The sequence below is a fragment of the Chitinophaga sp. genome (genome assembly GCF_035538455.1).
In the GTDB taxonomy this organism is placed as follows: Bacteria; Bacteroidota; Bacteroidia; order Chitinophagales; family Chitinophagaceae; genus Chitinophaga.
Genome location: NZ_DATLKJ010000170.1, coordinates 1 through 16,708, shown reverse-complemented (window position 1 = coordinate 16,708; position 16,708 = coordinate 1). Strand labels below are relative to the sequence as shown.

General features: G+C 45.1%; 17 protein-coding genes. 5 read left to right on the top strand and 12 right to left on the bottom strand.

The features are described 5' to 3' along the window. Positions 1 to 49 precede the first annotated feature (49 nt). Positions 50 to 1,684, top strand: coding sequence for a flavin monoamine oxidase family protein (locus tag VM802_RS20320; protein WP_325533949.1), 1,635 nt, complete (start codon positions 50 to 52; stop codon positions 1,682 to 1,684). 95 nt (positions 1,685 to 1,779) lie between these two features. On the opposite strand, the gene VM802_RS20315 is transcribed toward VM802_RS20320, so the two are convergent. Beyond that, complete coding sequence (locus tag VM802_RS20315) at positions 1,780 to 2,436, bottom strand: DUF4276 family protein (protein ID WP_325533947.1); 657 nt, start codon at positions 2,434 to 2,436, stop codon at positions 1,780 to 1,782. A gap of 9 nt (positions 2,437 to 2,445) precedes the next feature. Next, positions 2,446 to 3,507 (bottom strand): AAA family ATPase, encoded by a 1,062-nt coding sequence (locus tag VM802_RS20310; protein ID WP_325533945.1) that lies wholly within the window; start codon positions 3,505 to 3,507, stop codon positions 2,446 to 2,448. 214 nt (positions 3,508 to 3,721) lie between these two features. On the opposite strand from VM802_RS20310, the gene VM802_RS20305 reads away from it, so the two are divergent. The 3 genes from VM802_RS20305 to VM802_RS20295 all read left to right on the top strand — a co-directional run bounded on the left by VM802_RS20305 (position 3,722) and on the right by VM802_RS20295 (position 6,344). Next, positions 3,722 to 4,297 carry a TetR/AcrR family transcriptional regulator gene (locus VM802_RS20305; RefSeq protein WP_325533943.1) on the top strand — a complete coding sequence of 192 codons (576 nt, stop codon included), beginning with the start codon at positions 3,722 to 3,724 and terminating at the stop codon, positions 4,295 to 4,297. 107 nt (positions 4,298 to 4,404) lie between these two features. Further along, complete coding sequence (locus VM802_RS20300; protein ID WP_325533988.1) at positions 4,405 to 5,181, top strand: SDR family NAD(P)-dependent oxidoreductase; 777 nt, start codon at positions 4,405 to 4,407, stop codon at positions 5,179 to 5,181. Positions 5,182 to 5,465: 284 nt separating this feature from the next. Continuing rightward, a complete protein-coding gene (locus tag VM802_RS20295) occupies positions 5,466 to 6,344 on the top strand; it encodes a M12 family metallopeptidase (RefSeq protein ID WP_325533941.1) in 879 nt (292 codons plus the stop codon). 161 nt (positions 6,345 to 6,505) lie between these two features. Here the strand turns inward: VM802_RS20295 and VM802_RS20290 are convergent, their stop codons facing one another. The 9 genes from VM802_RS20290 to VM802_RS20250 form a co-directional block, all read right to left on the bottom strand. After that, positions 6,506 to 7,018 (bottom strand): GNAT family N-acetyltransferase, encoded by a 513-nt coding sequence (locus VM802_RS20290; protein ID WP_325533939.1) that lies wholly within the window; start codon positions 7,016 to 7,018, stop codon positions 6,506 to 6,508. A 57-nt stretch (positions 7,019 to 7,075) separates the two neighbouring features. Beyond that, positions 7,076 to 7,648 (bottom strand): MFS transporter, encoded by a 573-nt coding sequence (locus tag VM802_RS20285; RefSeq protein ID WP_325533986.1) that lies wholly within the window; start codon positions 7,646 to 7,648, stop codon positions 7,076 to 7,078. Between the two features lie 2 nt (positions 7,649 to 7,650). Continuing rightward, positions 7,651 to 7,884, bottom strand: coding sequence for a cysteine hydrolase family protein (locus VM802_RS20280; protein WP_325533937.1), 234 nt, complete (start codon positions 7,882 to 7,884; stop codon positions 7,651 to 7,653). A gap of 169 nt (positions 7,885 to 8,053) precedes the next feature. After that, on the bottom strand, positions 8,054 to 8,794 hold the full coding sequence (locus VM802_RS20275; RefSeq protein WP_325533935.1) for an alpha/beta fold hydrolase: 741 nt from the start codon (positions 8,792 to 8,794) through the stop codon (positions 8,054 to 8,056). 184 nt (positions 8,795 to 8,978) lie between these two features. Further along, a complete protein-coding gene (locus VM802_RS20270) occupies positions 8,979 to 9,893 on the bottom strand; it encodes a bestrophin family protein (protein ID WP_325533933.1) in 915 nt (304 codons plus the stop codon). Between the two features lie 12 nt (positions 9,894 to 9,905). Beyond that, on the bottom strand, positions 9,906 to 10,391 hold the full coding sequence (locus VM802_RS20265) for a hypothetical protein (RefSeq protein WP_325533931.1): 486 nt from the start codon (positions 10,389 to 10,391) through the stop codon (positions 9,906 to 9,908). A gap of 108 nt (positions 10,392 to 10,499) precedes the next feature. Beyond that, the gene (locus VM802_RS20260) at positions 10,500 to 11,858 is read right to left on the bottom strand and encodes a sensor histidine kinase (RefSeq protein ID WP_325533929.1); all 1,359 of its coding nucleotides are present in this window, start codon (positions 11,856 to 11,858) and stop codon (positions 10,500 to 10,502) included. After that, entirely contained in the window at positions 11,842 to 12,564 is a 723-nt protein-coding gene (locus VM802_RS20255; RefSeq protein ID WP_325533927.1) for a response regulator transcription factor, read from the bottom strand. Before VM802_RS20255 ends, VM802_RS20260 begins: the two co-directional genes overlap by 17 nt. 106 nt (positions 12,565 to 12,670) lie before the next feature. Further along, entirely contained in the window at positions 12,671 to 13,246 is a 576-nt protein-coding gene (locus VM802_RS20250) for a histidine phosphatase family protein (protein ID WP_325533925.1), read from the bottom strand. 243 nt (positions 13,247 to 13,489) lie between these two features. Here VM802_RS20250 and VM802_RS20245 point away from each other — a divergent pair, with 243 nt between their 5' ends. Further along, positions 13,490 to 14,623, top strand: a complete 1,134-nt coding sequence (locus tag VM802_RS20245) for a terpene synthase family protein (protein WP_325533923.1) — start codon at positions 13,490 to 13,492, stop codon at positions 14,621 to 14,623. 6 nt (positions 14,624 to 14,629) lie between these two features. On the opposite strand, the gene VM802_RS20240 is transcribed toward VM802_RS20245, so the two are convergent. After that, positions 14,630 to 16,354: an ATP-binding response regulator gene (locus VM802_RS20240; protein ID WP_325533921.1), complete on the bottom strand. Its 1,725-nt coding sequence runs from the start codon at positions 16,352 to 16,354 to the stop codon at positions 14,630 to 14,632. Positions 16,355 to 16,708: the final 354 nt, after the last annotated feature.

Sequence of the window (16,708 nt, the reverse complement as noted above, 5' to 3'; positions counted from 1 at the left end):
GACTTACTTATTAATCTACCCCAATTATTCACTTTTAAAAAGAACAATTATGGCAATGAATAATATTGATATAGCTATCATTGGTGGCGGTGTTTCTGGTGTATACAGTGGCTGGAAACTGAAAGAAAAATATGGAGATACAAAGAGTATCCGGCTTTTTGAAGGCTCTGACCATATCGGCGGCAGGTTGCTTTCCGTGCGGCCTCCTGCCATTGATAATATGGTAGCAGAACTGGGGGGAATGCGTATCCTTGAAAATGTACAACCGCTTATTACAAAACTGATTCCTGTACTGAATAAGAAACTGCCTCCTGAGGAGCAGATTGAGCTTTTTGATTTTCCTGTGGATGAGCCGCAGAATATCGCTTATCTCCGCGGTATATATCTCCGTCTGGCGGACTTTACCCTGGATCCCGCCAAGGTGCCTTACAAGTTTTCCAAAGATGAATATGGTAAAGGACCTGGTACAATTATCGTAGATGCTATTGAGAAAATCGTTCCTGGTATTACTGAGGCACCTGATGAAAAGCGGCGTGAAATGGTGAAGAAGGCAACATTCGAAGGTGTACCATTATATCAATGGGGCTTCTGGAACATTTTGTATAAAGTGATAAGCAGTGAAGGTTATCAGTTCAGTCTCGATGCTGGTGGCTATGATTCAACGCTTGTTAATTGGAATGCGGCTGACGCAATCCCCTGGTTCCTGTCTGATTTTGGTATTTCGCCGGAGTATAAAGGATTCACCAATGGTTTCCAGCAAGTGCCTATTACACTGGGTAAATTGTTTGAATCGCTCGGTGGTATTATCAGTCTTAATGCCAAGCTGAGGAGCTTTGAATGGAAAGACGGGCATTTTGAACTGAAGTTCGATAATGAGGTGATAACTGCTAAGGAGCTGATCCTGGCGATGCCGCGCAGATCACTTGATCTGCTGACTCCGTACAGTCCGAAACTGCAGGAGATACATTCACTGATTGCAAGTGTTACGGGCAGACCTTTGTTTAAACTGTTCACCACTTATGATTCACCCTGGTGGAGAAACATCAGCAAAACCAAAGACCCGGTTCCTTTGCAGGAAGGTCGCTCTGTTACAGATATTCCCGTAAGACAAACTTACTACTGGCCTAAGGATGACGGAAAGCCGGTAACAGAAGGTAAAGCGATGTTGCTGGCCAGTTACGATGATGGCAACAACACCGGCTTCTGGGATGGATTAAGACCACAACGTGGCCTCGCCTGGAAACTAGGGAGGGCAAAGCTTTTGACGCTTATAGATGTTTTCCGCGGCGCTGATGATGAGCTGGATGGAGCGGCTGGCCTTTCAGCAAATGGACTGAATCAGGAATGGGGACAATACGCCGCACCAAAACGCATGGTAGAAGAGTTGTCACGGCAATTGAGTCAGATGCATAATATAGCCACTACGCCGGAAGTAAAAGCCGCTGCGTTCCGTGACTGGGGAGAAGATCCTTATGGCGGTGGATGGAACAGCTGGAATATCGGTGTGAAGAGCTGGGAGGTGCGTGACAAGATTGTACATCCATTGCCGGATTGTCCGCTCTTCATTTGCGGGGAAGCATATTCTGATGCTCAGGGATGGGTAGAAGGAGCGTTGCAAACAGCCGATATTATGTTGGAGAAATTTGTATTGCAGGCGGCGAATGCTGCACTGGAAAGCATATGAGTTTGAATAACCCCTAAAAAGAGGAGAGCACGGTGCCCGCACTGTCGCTCTCCTTCTTACATTAAGATACTACCGATATACTAGAGCCCCCTGGGTTATAGAGATTCCAGGAGTGTTAGCCAGTTATTAAACCTTGGACATTTTTGCCTGATTCCAGACAGACCAATTCCTTCAGCTAGTATAGCGCCATATACTATCTTATTGTACCCTTTGATTAGCCTTTGTAACCGATAAGATGGAGCGTTGTTTGGTGTATCATTGATTAGTTCTGGATTAGGATGTTGATCTAGAATTTGTTCAAGCTCGACTATGTTTATTAGGTCATCTGCCGGAATATTATTGGTAAAGACATTTATATTGTTGAACAGGAGCCCTTCAAACTCATGCAGTTGGATATAGGGGAGAAAACGATAACATATGTCCTCATTTATTGCGAGCTTCATTGCACTTTCCAGAAAATCCATTCTTTGGGGTTTATCAGCTATTGTTTTGGATTCCTGCCAGCGAGGGAAATTGAATTTGTCCTGAATTCCATAGTAATCAATTAATGTGGTTACAATAGCATTCCCATCCTGTTGCAGATGGTTTTCGACTTGTCTTTTGAAAGATGACCACGGTACAATGCCACCTCCTGATTTTTTTACAAGTGGTGTCTGGATCAAAATGTTTTTTGAAAGGAGATATTTGTATAATATATCCTTACAGAATTCTACTTCTGTAGGGCCTTCACAGATTATGATAATTCGCTTCATATGGTGCTGTTAATTCGGTTGTCCTCCCTGAATAATATTTCTTTGCCATAAGTCACCAATGCTATATTCATCAAGCCAGACCGAGAGATCTTGGCTGTTAAGGCGATTAAATACACTCTCGCCGTTCTTTTGATCAACAGTGATAATGTCTTCTGCCTGAAAATGATTTACAAGATCTGAAGATTGGGTAGCAGCAATAATCTGAGAACCTCTGGCCGCAGCACTTTGTATCATCCCTGCCAATTTGGAAATGGCAAAAGGATGCAGTCCCAATTCTGGTTCGTCAATTATAATACTGGATGGTAATTGGGGTTGGAGAAATAGGGTAGTAAGTGCGATAAATCTTATTGTACCATCAGACAGGTCGGTTACCCCATATATAACTGAGCTATATTTATCCTGCCATTGTAACCGGATATAGCCTTCACTGTTAGGCTGAAAATAAAAATCCGAGAAGAAAGGGGCGATACTTTGAATAGTATTGACTATTCGGTTATATACCAGTGGGGATGCCTGTTGAATTGCATATAAAAATGCAGCAAGGTTTTCCCCTTTTTCATACAAAAAATAGCTATCGTTGTCAACATGACTCATTTGATTAAAGGGAGAATTTCTGCCGGTTTCATGGAAATGATATTTCCTGAAACTATTTAGGTATTTAATGACGTACTTTGCGCGGAAGTTGTCTGTTGTTTTAATTCTAGATTCTGTCGCGTAATTGGATATATCTCTCCCAGGATTTCCATCATAGAGGAGGAATTCTTGAGTGAAAATAAATCCAGTGTCACCTTTCTGAATAGTGGCGGAATAACCATTCAACCCATTTTCAAACTCCGTTCTGAAGTATATTTCCTGTGTGTTTGCACTACCTTTATGCAACATCTTTTCTTCCCCACCTCTCAGTGCCACATATTCAGTTAATTTTCTTTCGTATAAGTTATTGAGAAACTCAAAGAATGAAATAAAATTGCTTTTACCGGAGCCATTGGCGCCGATCAGAATATTGATAGGTTGTAGAAAAACCTTTGCTTGCCTGATAGATTTATATCCCTGTATTTCTATATAGTCCATATATCCGTAGTACTTATTCCTCAAAAGGGGATTGGCCTTTCAATATAGCTAATATATAACCCTTTTCCGTTTAAATGACATTTTTTACTAAAAATCGTGATATGACATTATAGGGTATGGATATTCTTCGAATAGTTGACTGTTAAAAATGGACTACTCCACTAATAAAAATTATTGTTGAACGATTATTCAATAATTGTATCTTCGCCCTGTTATGGCACGTAAGAAAGAGTTTGATTTAACGGAGAAGCTTGCAAAGGCAAAAGACCTGTTCTGGGAGAAAGGCTATCATGGTACGTCTATGCAGGATTTGGTGGATACCATGCAACTGAACCCGGGAAGTATCTACGGCACATTCGGAGATAAGCATACCCTGTTTATGGAAGGGTTGAAAATGTATAGCAGTCAGACGCTGGCGGATTACAGGGCTGCGGCGGCGAGGTGTCAAACGCCGTTCAATGCGGTCAAGGTCATTATCCAGAAAGCGATCTCGCGTTCCTTTATTGAGGACAAGGCCTGCATGGTGGTAAGATCTACATATGAACTGGCAGGGACAGACAGGAAAGCGCACAACCTGCTGAAGAAGCAGACTGTTGAGCTGGCGGAGTTACTGGAAGACTTGCTGAAGCTGGCGCAGGAGAAGAATGAGATTAGCCGTGATAAAGATCCCCGCATGCTGGCATTCTTCATCATCTCTTCTTTTGCGGGTTTCTGGCAGATGCAGCTCTTGTTTAAAGACAAGAAAATGCAGCAGCAGTTGGCGTCTCTTTTAACCGATAGTTTACGATAGAAAATTTTTTTGATAATTTTTTGAGCAATCATTCAATAATTAATATTATGAAAGATCAACAGAAGGTATGGCTGGTAACAGGAGTGTCCGGGTGATTAGGAAAAGAACTGGCAAAGAGTATTTATCAGGCGGGAGATATTGTCATTGGCACCGTAAGAAAGGAGGCAGATAAACAACAGTTTGAACAGGAATTCCCCGATCGTGGTAAAGCGTTGGTGATAGACCTTGCACATACGGAAGATATACCTGCATTGGTGGAAGATAGTCTGCGGGTTGCCGGAAGAATTGACGTGTTGGTGAATAACGCCGGCTATGGGCTTTTCGAGCTTATTGAAGAAGCCAGCGAAGCAGAAGTACGTCATCAGCTGGATGTAAATTTTATTGCAGTGTGGAGACTAATCAAATCGATATTACCGGTAATGCGCAGACAACAGCATGGCCATATCATCCAGATCTCTTCCCGTGTGGGTATTGCAGCCGGTACTGGTAATGGGTTGTATGCGGCCGGTAAATTTGCGATGGAAGGACTGAGCGAAGCGCTTGCACAAGAGGTGGCAGGTTTCGGTATCAAAGTAACGCTGGCGGAGCCGGGACCGTTGCGTACCGACTTCTTCGGTAGATCTGTGACCTTTGCTGCGGAGGAGATCAAAGATTATGAACCTGTCGTTGGTAATATCAGGGAGAGAAGCCGGAATATGAATGGTAAGCAAGGTGGCGATCCTACCAAAGTAGCAGATGTGATTGTGGAGGTGAGCAGAATGGATAGTCCGCCATTCAGGCTTCCGTTCACACAATCCAGCATCGATAGTCTGCAGCAGAAGAGCGAGCATTATCAGCAGGTGATTGCCGACTGGAAGGATATTGCGGTGAAGGTCCAGTATTAAAGCAATATATAACATTAGTAGTCATCCCCGTTCTGCTGGTCTTTCAGCAGGAGGGGGATAGTCGTTTATATGGATGTGAAAAAGTAATGCTTGTGATTCCCAAAGTTTTTTGTTATCTATGTGGAATATTGTTAGAGCACTGAAGTATCTGTCTTGTAAACATTGCATTTGTTACCGGTAATTGTTTTGTTGTCGAACCCGGTTTAATTGTTCATGATTTTTTATGTGACTGTTTTTGAGCGAACAGTTCAGTTGTTTATTGTTTCAACCAAATAAATCAAACTATGAAAAGCAAATCTGTAGTAAAGCAACTTACTGCACTCACTATCGCTGGTTTCCTGATGTATGCCTGCCAGAAAGACAATGGAGGTAATAAGGTTCAACCTACATCTGCATTGAAAACTGCTGCTGACCGGCCTGAAGAGGCATTCCCCGGACAAACCGGACAACTCGCAAAGGGATATTTCAACGGCCGTTCTATCACGTATTCGTTGATTAATGGGGAATCTGTATTCCAAAGTGATATCCTTCTTCCGCAGGAGTTTGTCAGTACAACACCTGCAAAAACCGAAGGTACCGGTTTCAGCGAAGCCTCTCGTCACTGGCCCAGCGACACACTGGTGTATCAGTTGGACAGTACCCTGAACACCCAGCAGAAAAATGACGTGGCCAAAGCCATGAAAATGTGGTCAGACAGCACACCGGTACGTTTCCGCGTAAGGAAGACAAAGGAAACTGCGTATGTGCTTATCCGTAATTCTTCCGGTAACTCTGCTACCTTAGGTTACACCGGCAGATTACAGTATGTAAATATCGCGCGCTCACAGGAAGTGGGGAGATATGCGCATGAGCTGGGTCACGCACTGGGCCTGTTCCATGAGCATACCCGTAAAGACAGAGATGATTATGTGATCATTGATTTTGATAACATCCAGGCGGGCTATGAGCATAACTATGACATTTATAGTGGCTATGATACGAGCAAAGGCTTTGAAGTGGATACGCTCGATTTTGGCTCTGTTATGATGTATGGTTCTTATTACTTTGCCATTGACGGCAGCAAACCTACAATGATGAAGAAAGACAGCTCCACCTTCAACGTTCAGCGTGTTGCCCCGTCAGCAAGCGATTACAGGGCTATGCGGCATATGTATGGTAATTAGCTACTGCTGTTAGCTTTCAGTTGTTCAGCAACTGAGAGCTAACAGTCTTATTCTGATTGTCTGAAAGCTGCCAGCACATAGTTACGATAACTAACGCCCACGGGTATTCCCCGACTGTTGGCGGCAGCGGTGCTTCTGCCGATGGAGGAATATTCTGCGGATTATTGCAATAATGCCCGCGCTGTTTCGGCGGTGAATTCAAGGCGAAGCTCTGCTTCATCGTCATAAAATTCGCCGGTGGGTATGAAGCCTAGCTGTAGATAGAAAGGCATCGGACTACCGGGGTCTTCGCCACAACTGGTATAGAGCTCACATACACCACGTACTGCCAGGTTGCGGAGTACTTGCCCTATAGCTTTGCGGCCATAGCCTTTCCCCTGGTAAGGACCGGCGATCATCAGTCTCCATAAAAACATCCCCGGAAAATCTATTCCATCGCTCCAGTCGGGGCCTGTATGCAACATAATAAACCCGACAGGTATATCATCAGCATAAATAGCGCGGAACCAGGCGTCCTCCGAATAATGGGCCACTGCGATGGATTCGCCATTATCGGCCACCAGCCCACGTTGCTCTGGGCTTAGGGTACGACTGAGGTCACAGATTTCTTCTACATTGTCTACAGTAATGCGTCGGAGGGTTACTTCCGGCTGAATAGGTTCGTTTGTGTGCATGATGGTTATTTATCAATGAGTACTAAAATAGGTTTTTTTAGTATTCGATTTTTGGCACTAGCGGCTGAAGGCTGTTTTTCTCAGTGTAAGTACCACTAGTAGTATACAGCAGGCGCCTGCGAAAATTGTCATGGTATGAAAATTATTATCAGTTACGCCTGTACGAAAAGTTGTTTTCATCTGTGAGCCGGAAATGATAGCACCGAGATAACCAAACGTCCGGTATAGTCCAAAAGACAATCCTGTCTGTCCTTGCGGGGCAGTAGCATACAAGGACGCCTGGTTGGCGATGGGATTGATTCCGGTGGCAAGCCCCATCAGCATCGTGATGCTGATAACCAGTACAAAAGGTGTTTGTTCATGGAGGAAAAAGATGGCGATGCAGGCGGCTGTTATGCTGATCAGGGCGAGCAGATTTTTCAGTAAAAGACTTTCCCTGCCGGATACAATTAATGCTGCGGATGCAGAGGCCAACGACATGGGGAAGAGCAATAGTCCGGTTTGGGCGGGTGGGATGTGTTTTACGTTTTCCAGCCATTGCGGCAGCGAGAATAGCATCAGGTACATTACATAGCTGGTGATCATCGTGCAGATATAGACTACCAATAATGCCGGCTGTTGCGCGAGTATTTTTATATTGATGAAAGGGTTGTCCTGTTTTTGTTCGGCCCGTACATACTGGCGGGCGTACCGATAGGATTGGTATTAACGATCACCGCGGGCAGCTGCTCTTCACGGAATACCTGTAGGAGCCGGACGGCATTAGCAATTACCGGATTCATGGGGTGTGCGGTGCTCATTGTCACAATGCACTGCTGAAGGTCTACCAATACCAGTGCCGTGTTTTTGTCAATTGCTGTTATCATATTCTGTATTTTATGAAGAAAAACTTGTAAGTTTACCTTATAAGACTACGAAAATATTTTTGAATTGATGAATTCAGGGAGGGCAGGAATTTCTAATGTGGCGATGATGGCATAGTTTTTATTAGAAAAATTTGCGGATCTCCGCATTAAAAATTCCTGGATGTTAAGATCATTTAGTAAGATAATTATTTACAATATCGTTGAAGACGGTTGGTTTTTCCATCATGGGAGCGTGGCCGCATTCATCGATCCAGTGAAGGGTAGAATCAGGTATCATTCGGTGGAAGTCGTCTGCTACATGCGGCGGCGTCACCCGGTCATTGCAGCCCCATATTAAAAGGGTGGGCGTGCGCAGGTTGCTCAGCAGGGGCGATACATTATCCCGTTGTGCGGACTTGGCCATCTTGATAATACCGATGCATTTGCGGCTGTCGCTGGTGATTTTGTAAACTTCGTCTACCAGTTCGCGGGAGGCTGTGGCCGGGTCATGGAAGGTGTATTCTACCCTTTCGCGGATGTATTCGTAGCTGCCGCGTTTGGGATAGCTGCCTCCCATGGTGTTTTCAAACAGGCCGGAACTGCCGGTGAGAACCAGTGTCCGCATATTATCCGGGTGTTTTACGGCATAGCGTATGGCGAGATGCCCGCCGAGGGAATTGCCTATTATGATCAGGTTGCGGAGTTGTAAGGTGGAGATGAATCCTTCCAGGTAGTCCAGTAGAAATTCGATAGCATGATCGCCGTTGTAGTTCTGAATGGGCAAGGAAGGTACAATAGTCTGATACGATGCGCTGAATCTGTTGATGAATGCCGTCCAGTTACTAAGTCCGCCAAAAAGGCCGTGGAGGAGGAGTACAGGTTCGCCTGTTCCGTTTGTGGTGTACGTGTAATCTGATGGTGTACTAAACATTTGTGTGAGGATTATTTCTCACAAATGTAGAAGGATGGAAAAAAGGGCGTCGTGATTTCAATCACAAAAGCAAGGGAAAAAAATAAACCCCGGTGAATACCGGGGTTGTTCGGCTAACGCTATAAATTACGCCATAAACCGGGCGCCTTAAACACAAATGCGTTGACGATACATAAGTGCTGTGCTACAGTACATAATATTGTCTATTCTGATCTCCTTCTGCTTCAAGTGTGAATTGCTCATGCAGCATCTGGCGCAGATCCCGTTCAATAGTTCGGGCAATGGTGGTTACCGGTGTATCCGTTGGTTTGTTTTCAAACGGATCCTGTAAGTTGACCCCCATCTTCTCTATCAGCAGGAATGATGATGCAATCGCCATCACTACCGGTATCTCCATAAAACCAAAAATATTGATCAGAGAGAACGGCAACAGCATGATAAAGAAGAGCATGGTGAAATGAGTGTATAAGCTGTAGGTTGCGGGAAAAACGGTGTTCTTGATGCGTTCGCATTTACCCATGCTATCGCACAGGCGGGAGATCGTTTCATCCATCACCATTTGTTGGTACGGGTTGATCCAGCCTTGTTCCAGCGCGAATTTCAGGTCCTTTCCATGTAAAAGCAACAGAGCAGCCGGTACGTTATCATATCTCATCACATAATTCAGCTCACGTTTTGTCAGTAATCTGTCAAGACCTTTGAGCGGATCCGTACGTCGTAGCGATTGGCCGAGGCTGTAGCACCAGGCTGCCTGCCGCTTTACAAAACGCTCCTGGAAATGCTGCAGTTCTTCCGACTGATACGTTGCATCCATCAAACTTAGCACCTGCCGCGACAGCGAGCGTGAATCATTTACAATAGCACCCCAGATTGTCCTGGCTTCCCACCAGCGGTCATACGCCTGATTGGAGCGAAAGGCAAGCAGCACAGAGAGCACCGTGCCGAGCACCATCGGCACCGCCAGCGGGATCACCAGGTTTGTAAAATTATATTTGTAGTAGAGCAGGTTGATGATCAGCGTATAGATGGCGATCATCATCAGCTCAAGCTTAATTTTACCAAATACATACTTTAAGGGAATATTCTTCTTTAGTAACATGGTATCATCGTTTTATTCTGTGGCCAGCAGTAACGCTGAGATAGTGGCCTTTTCGGCCATTGGTCTGCTTTTCAGCAACTGTATATTTACAAACGGGTATTTGCATTTCCGGATTAATTTCTCCGGATTGTAACTTCTCGCTGAGGGAGCATTATAGTCATGATCTTCGGGTAGCATGATCACATCGATGTTCTGGGCCAGCAGGAAGTTGCGGAAAGCCATGCGGGTGTTGCCATGGAAGAATTCCACTTTCAGCTGTTTAATGGCAGAGGAATATTTATTGCGAATGATCTCGTAACCGTCTTTGAAGTCGGCGGTGATCAGGTCTATATGTCTGCTGTTGCGTGTGAATGTAATGAGATCAAATAATGAGTCAGGCATTTCCAGCGCATGCATGAAAATAATATTCACCTGTTCATGCGGGTGCATGGCAATCACGCTGTGTACATAACCCAGCGAGCGTATCGAAAAGTCAGTAGGAATGAGTATATTTTTCATATCTGGTACTTTTTGACAACAAAATTATTTGTGTGCAGTAAGTAACCAGTAAGAGAGGCATTAAAAGGTTGTAAGAATGTGGTAAGAATTTGGTAAGAAAAACGGGGGCTACCGTGGGAGTTCAATCCTGATCTCGGTTCCGTGGTTTACTTCGCTGTTTACGATGATGTCTCCCTTGTGCATGCGGATGATATTCATCGCCAGTGGCAGGCCGATACCATAGCCTTTGAAATGACCGGTATTGGAAGCACGGAAAAAGGGGGAGAAGATGTAAGGAAGGTCTGATGGCGGGATGCCAATGCCATTGTCTTTTACGATGATGATATTTTTCTTGTCGGTGGCCGCCAGTGCCATGGATACGGGTTGGTTATTGGAATACTTGATGGCATTCATAACGATGTTGCTAAGCGCGAGTTCCAGCAGCTGGGCATTGCCGGGGATAGCCAGTTTTTCTTCTTCTTCGGGAAAAAGGCTGTAATCGATCTCCACATGATTGCCTGGGTGGATTTTGTCTACCGTACGTTTTACGGCAAACAGCAGTTCGTCGCTGCGGATTTGTTCCCACTCCTGTTTTTTGCCATCGAAGCCGGTTTGTGCGAGGTGCAGCAAGCTTTGTGTGATATGCTCCAGCCGCCCTGCCTCATGGAGTATATTCTGTAACGAATATACGTAATTTTCGGGCGTACGGGTTTTGTTCAGCGCCAGCTCCGCTTCACCGATGATGGCTGTGAGCGGCGTACTGAGTTCATGGGAGGCATTGCTCACGAAGTTGTTCTGTGTTTCAAAGGCTGTTTCCAGTCTGTCCAGCATATTGTTGAATGTCAGCGCCAGTTCATTGATTTCGTCGTTGCTGTGTTCTACGTTCAGGCGTAGGTGTAAGTTGCGGGAGCTGATACTTTTCACCTGCAACATCATATGGCGGATGGGCTTGAGAATGTATCTGGAGAAGAAAACGCCGGCAGCGATGAGTATAATACCGGATACGAGGGAGCATATCAGGAGTATTTTGCGCAGCCATTCGAGGTATTCGGCCCTGTATTGATTGATGGCTGATACGATCACGATATAGAGCCCTTGTTTGCTCTTGTATAATACGCCTTCATAGAAGCGGTCGTGGTCGCGCCAGGTAGCTTTGCCCTCGAGTTTCACCTGGTTGTAGAACTGGTCTGGCAGTGTGAGGGAAACGTTCCTGCTCACTGTGCCGTCCGGTTGTACTGGTAGGAAATATTCCTTTTCAGCAGGCAATTTTTCCAGGTGCTCTTCCCTGATTTCATTGTAGATAACAGAATCAGATTCATAATAGGGGAGTGTAGCTTTAGCCGTAAGATAGGCGCGTATTTCCAGCCGTTTGTAGAAATCCTCGAAGGAGTGCTGATTGGCGAAATAGTAGACCAGTGCACTCATCACAAGGATTGTAGAGATGGTAAGACCGGCAAACAGCAGTAATATCTTAGTGCGTATCTTCATCCTGATTGTTTTCTTTCAGCATATAACCCAGTCCGACTATGGTTTGTATCAGCTCTGGCTGGTTATGCCGGTTTATTTTTTTACGGAGATAGTTTATATAGACGTCTACCACTTTGGTATTCATATTGAAATCGATACCCCAAACCTGTTCCAGTATTTCCATCCGCGACAATACCTTTCGCGGATTTTTGAGCAGGTATTCCAGCAACCGGTACTCGGTGGCGGTGAGCTGTATGTTTTTTCCCTGGCGGCTGGCGGACTTGGTATCAGTATCCAGTTCCAGGTCGGCCAGCCGGAGTCGTGAGAGCGGAAGGGCAGGGGATACAGGCGTATCGGCCGTGTTGCCTTTTCGGCGTAACAAGCTGCGGATGCGGGCTTCCAGCTCCTGCAATTTGAAGGGTTTTACGAGATAGTCGTCAGCCCCGCTGTCGAGTCCCATCACGATATTTTCTGTGGTGCCCAGGGCGGTGAGCATGAGAATAGGCGTGGCCACCTGTGCTTTACGCAGGGAGCGGCATACTTCAATGCCATTCATACCTGGCAGCATCACATCGAGGATAATGAGCCGGAAGGAAGGGTTATCCAGGGCCATCTGCAGACCGCTGGCGCCGTCCAGCGCTACGCTTACTTCGTAGCCGGCTTCCGAAAGTCCACGGAGGATAACAGATACTACAGCAGGTTCATCTTCTACCAATAATATTTTCATACCAGACAAATATATTTATCTATTTTTTTATGCAGCTATTTTGTTTCGAAGAGCATGGCCTGGGAAATAAAATAGCTGCATAAAAAAATAGATAAATAAATATTCCCTATTCCAGGTGATCAACACAGTTGAATATTTCACAAGCCCAGTTGTTATTGTGATACAGGAGGGTGGTAACGGACGTGTTTTTCATGGCAGGAGGGATAGAAAGATCCGGCACCAGATGGGCAACAAGCTGACGGATAAAGCTGCCATGGCTTACCAGCACTATGTGTTTGCCAGGATGCCCGCTGGTCAGTTCTTTTATGAATGACATCCCCCGCGTAACTACCTGTTGGTTGGATTCCATGCCGAGGTCCAGCTGTCGCCAGTCTTTTCCCCATTTTACAATACGTTCTTCCTCTGTAGTACCTTCCAGGAGCCCGCCGCCAGCTTCTCCCAATCTTTCGTCGAGCAGGGGGCCGTTGAGCCCTGTAGTTTCAGCGATGAAAGTGGCGGTTTGTTTAGCCCGTATCAGGTGACTGGAATAAAGGAGGTCCCATTTTTCTTCTGCGAGGCGGATACTGAGTCTGCGGGCTTGTTCCATGCCTTCTTCGTCCAGCGGGATGTCTGAGTTGCCTTGCATGCGGCCTGCTTTGTTCCAGGAAGTTGTGCCATGGCGGATAATAGCGATACGGGTCATATGATTCTGTTTTGCATTCCGGGGAACAAATATAGAAAAATAGTGCCGGGGTTAATACCCCCTTGCTGCAACTGAATGATAGCGGGCTTTCGTATATTAAAAGTATAAATTTGTTAAAAACAACATATCTGGTCTGCGCCGGTCTTTCATCCTGTCATTATTATGGGCACCTATGGCCCTTTTGTATGTGAATACCAAATACCTTTTTTATTTCTTATCAATTCTCATCAAAAAACAACATTTATGAAACAGAATGTTCAAATGGCTGCTTATGCCAGAATGCAGCAAATTAAGAAAGAGTACAGCACAATGATGTACGAAGGAAGTACCGGTATGTCTCTTCAGGAGCTCTTTAATCATGAGCAATTCCAGCTGGAGGAGTTTTGTCAGTCGTTCAGACCACATCCCTATTCGCGTCAGTTAAAACGATTTGCGCAGGAGTTCGGGGAACAGTATGATATATGGCTGGCTAATGCTGAGCACTATATTACCTGTGCTATTTACCTGTTCCCTACTGCCAATTTGTACAGGATGGTGACGATCCTGAAGAACTGTGCGGTGGATTTTTACCTTAATGATGTGATGGGCAGGGAAGTATTTGCGCACCTGAGTAAAGGGGAGCAACGGGCTGCCAATGTGATCAGGAAACGGATTGCAGCATTGGAGACGCCTTTCCATACGGTTCCGCAGGCACATAATATTGAGCGGGCCAACGCAGAGATGATGCGAGAGATGTCGGAGACAGCGCCGGCAAAATGGTTTGATGCGTTCCTGAAAATGTATAACTATCACATTGAGGTGACACATCTGGATTGTAATACAGATTCCCTGGGATATACCCCTTCTATAGAGGAATATGTGGAAATGCGCGGACATATTTCGGGCATGCATCATACTATACAGCTGATAGAATACAGCGATGGCCAGTTCCTTGACTGGGACTGGATGGACAGGGCCGGTATCACGCAGGATATGAAGCGGCTGCAATATGTAACGGCTGCCATCGGATGTCTGATGAATGACTTATTCTCATTTGAGAAGGAGGTGATTGATAACAGTTCTGATTCCAATTTACTGATGATTATTGCCTTAAATGATTCAAATCTCTCCCTGAAAGAGGTGATCCGTCAGTCGGCCAATATAGTCCGTGATTTGCTGGTGGAATTTTCTGAACTGGTGAACCAGGTGAGAACAAGAGGGTATCAGCAGCTTCCTGCGGATTCTGAAATGGTAGATAAGCTCGATGCCCATATCGGCGGGCTGGAAAGGTGTGTACAGGCCAGCTGGATGTGGCAGGTGTTCACGAAGAGATATAAACGTGTGAACTCTATCTGGAAAGAAACACAATTGTCGCCGGTTACAGCACCGGTGCTGTAATACCTGTTATTCCTGTAACTCGCCACTGATAGTATGCAGATGTTTGTGCATAAGTTTAATCAATGAATTATATTCAATGGGTTTTTCTATAAAAGCGCTGGCGCCCGCATCCATCAATAGTTCCCTGGATTCCCGGAATGCATCCCCGGTGGCGATTATTACAGGGATATTTTTAAGGGCAGGGTCATTTTTCAGGTGCATAAGTGTTTCCCGGCCATCCATTATATCCATATGATAATCCATAATGATCAGGTCTGGTAATTGCCTGCGGCTTTCCCCGAGTACTTCCAGGCCGTTGCCGGTAAGTGTTATAGTGCATCCGATCTGTTTTAACATGCGTGAAATAAGCATGGCGCTCATCTCGTTGTCTTCCGCTACCAGTACATGAATATCGCTGAGGTCCTTGATATAAGTTTCTTCAAATCCTTCTGTATGCAGGTCTTCCGCCTTACCTTCCAGTAAAGGCAGGGTAATCGTAAACGTAGTGATGCCAACCGGCGTGCTGGATACAACAATATGTCCGTTCATAGAGCTGACTTTGTTCTTTACAATATACAGCCCGAGACCGGTGCCCTCGGTGTACTTACTTTTATCAGCAGTGAAAGGATCGAAGATGTTTTTCAGTTTGGGGCCAGGGATATGTGCCCCCTGGCTGGTAACCTGTATGGTCCAGAATAGGCCGCTGGCGCTTACGGAGAGGAGGGCAGTCGAATTTTTGTTGCCATACTTGATGGCATTGGCCAGCAGGTTGGTAACAATCTGGTTTAGCTTCAGCGGGTCGGTCATAATTATTCCCGGCATATTCCCGATAGCCATTTCCAGTTTTATATTTCTTGTTTTGGCCAGTACTTTGTTTACTTCCAGCAATTTTTCGAAGAAAGGTTTCACTTCAAATGCTTCGCTGGCATATGTTTCCGTAACACCAGATTCGATCTGCGCCATATCCAGTACATTGTTGACAATGTTGCGGGTATTGTTGGTGGCATGCATCAGTTGATCTACCAGCGGTTCAATGTTTTTCAGGTTGCGGTCTAGTTTAATCTCCCTTTTCAACAGCTGCGCTACGCCATAGATTGCATTCAAAGGCGTACGCAGTTCATGTGTCACTTGGTACACGAAAACTTTTTTGAAGTTGTTACTTCTTTTCAGCTGTTCATTCACATCATTACTATGTACATAAGGCCTGCTTACCATGATGATCAGTATTAATACACCGGCTACAGCCAGCAGCCGGAACACAAAGGCAATGTCTTGCTGAAGTGGTAACGGGGCTATCAGCTGGTAATGATAGATGGTTTCAAGGAACAGCAGTATGCAGATAGAAAAGATCAGCGCCAGTTTTCTCAGGTTGCTTTCCTTGAAGAGCAGATATATAAGGGATATGAGGAAGATGACCATTGCCTGCAGATCGATTACGTTGCTCAGCAATACACCAAAGTATACAGAGGCAGCGCTTTGTACCAGGAAGGCTATAATGGCAGCTGTCAGGTACTTTCTATGCGCATTAAAGTATAGTGGAACCAGTGTCAGAATAAATTCTGCAACAGCAGGAATTAAGATGGATAACTGACCAGATAGAAGATAAAATATAGTTCCGACAGTAAGTACAAGGAAGCTGAGTACCAGGCTGAGGGTATTGACGAGGGTTATTTTGCTTTTAAGTTCTTCGTCAGTCACGCCATCAGTGCCGATACCAATGAGTGGTGACAAAGTATTTTTTATACCGTTCATTTTAGTTAGTTCTTAGTATGTCAAAAGGGTTCTGCATGACAGCAAATCAGGATAGTTATAGACGGTGGAAGAAATACAGTTTGTTGGTTGTAGGATGCGTTGTTCTGTTATTACACATGTTACGATCTTCCGAGGTTACTGATTGGTTGCTGCCAGAGGCATGCCATCCGAAGATTTAAGGCTATATACCCGCAGTAAAGTTATATCATTTTGCCCGAAATACAAATTTGTATATTGTAGTATATGTTTGACCTGTGCTGCGTGTAATTGCTGGTTTTATCAAGTGAATAATTGTTATGTGACAGTGGTGAAGGTGAGTAGGTATAGCAGTTTCTTTGAATACCTTTGTTTGAA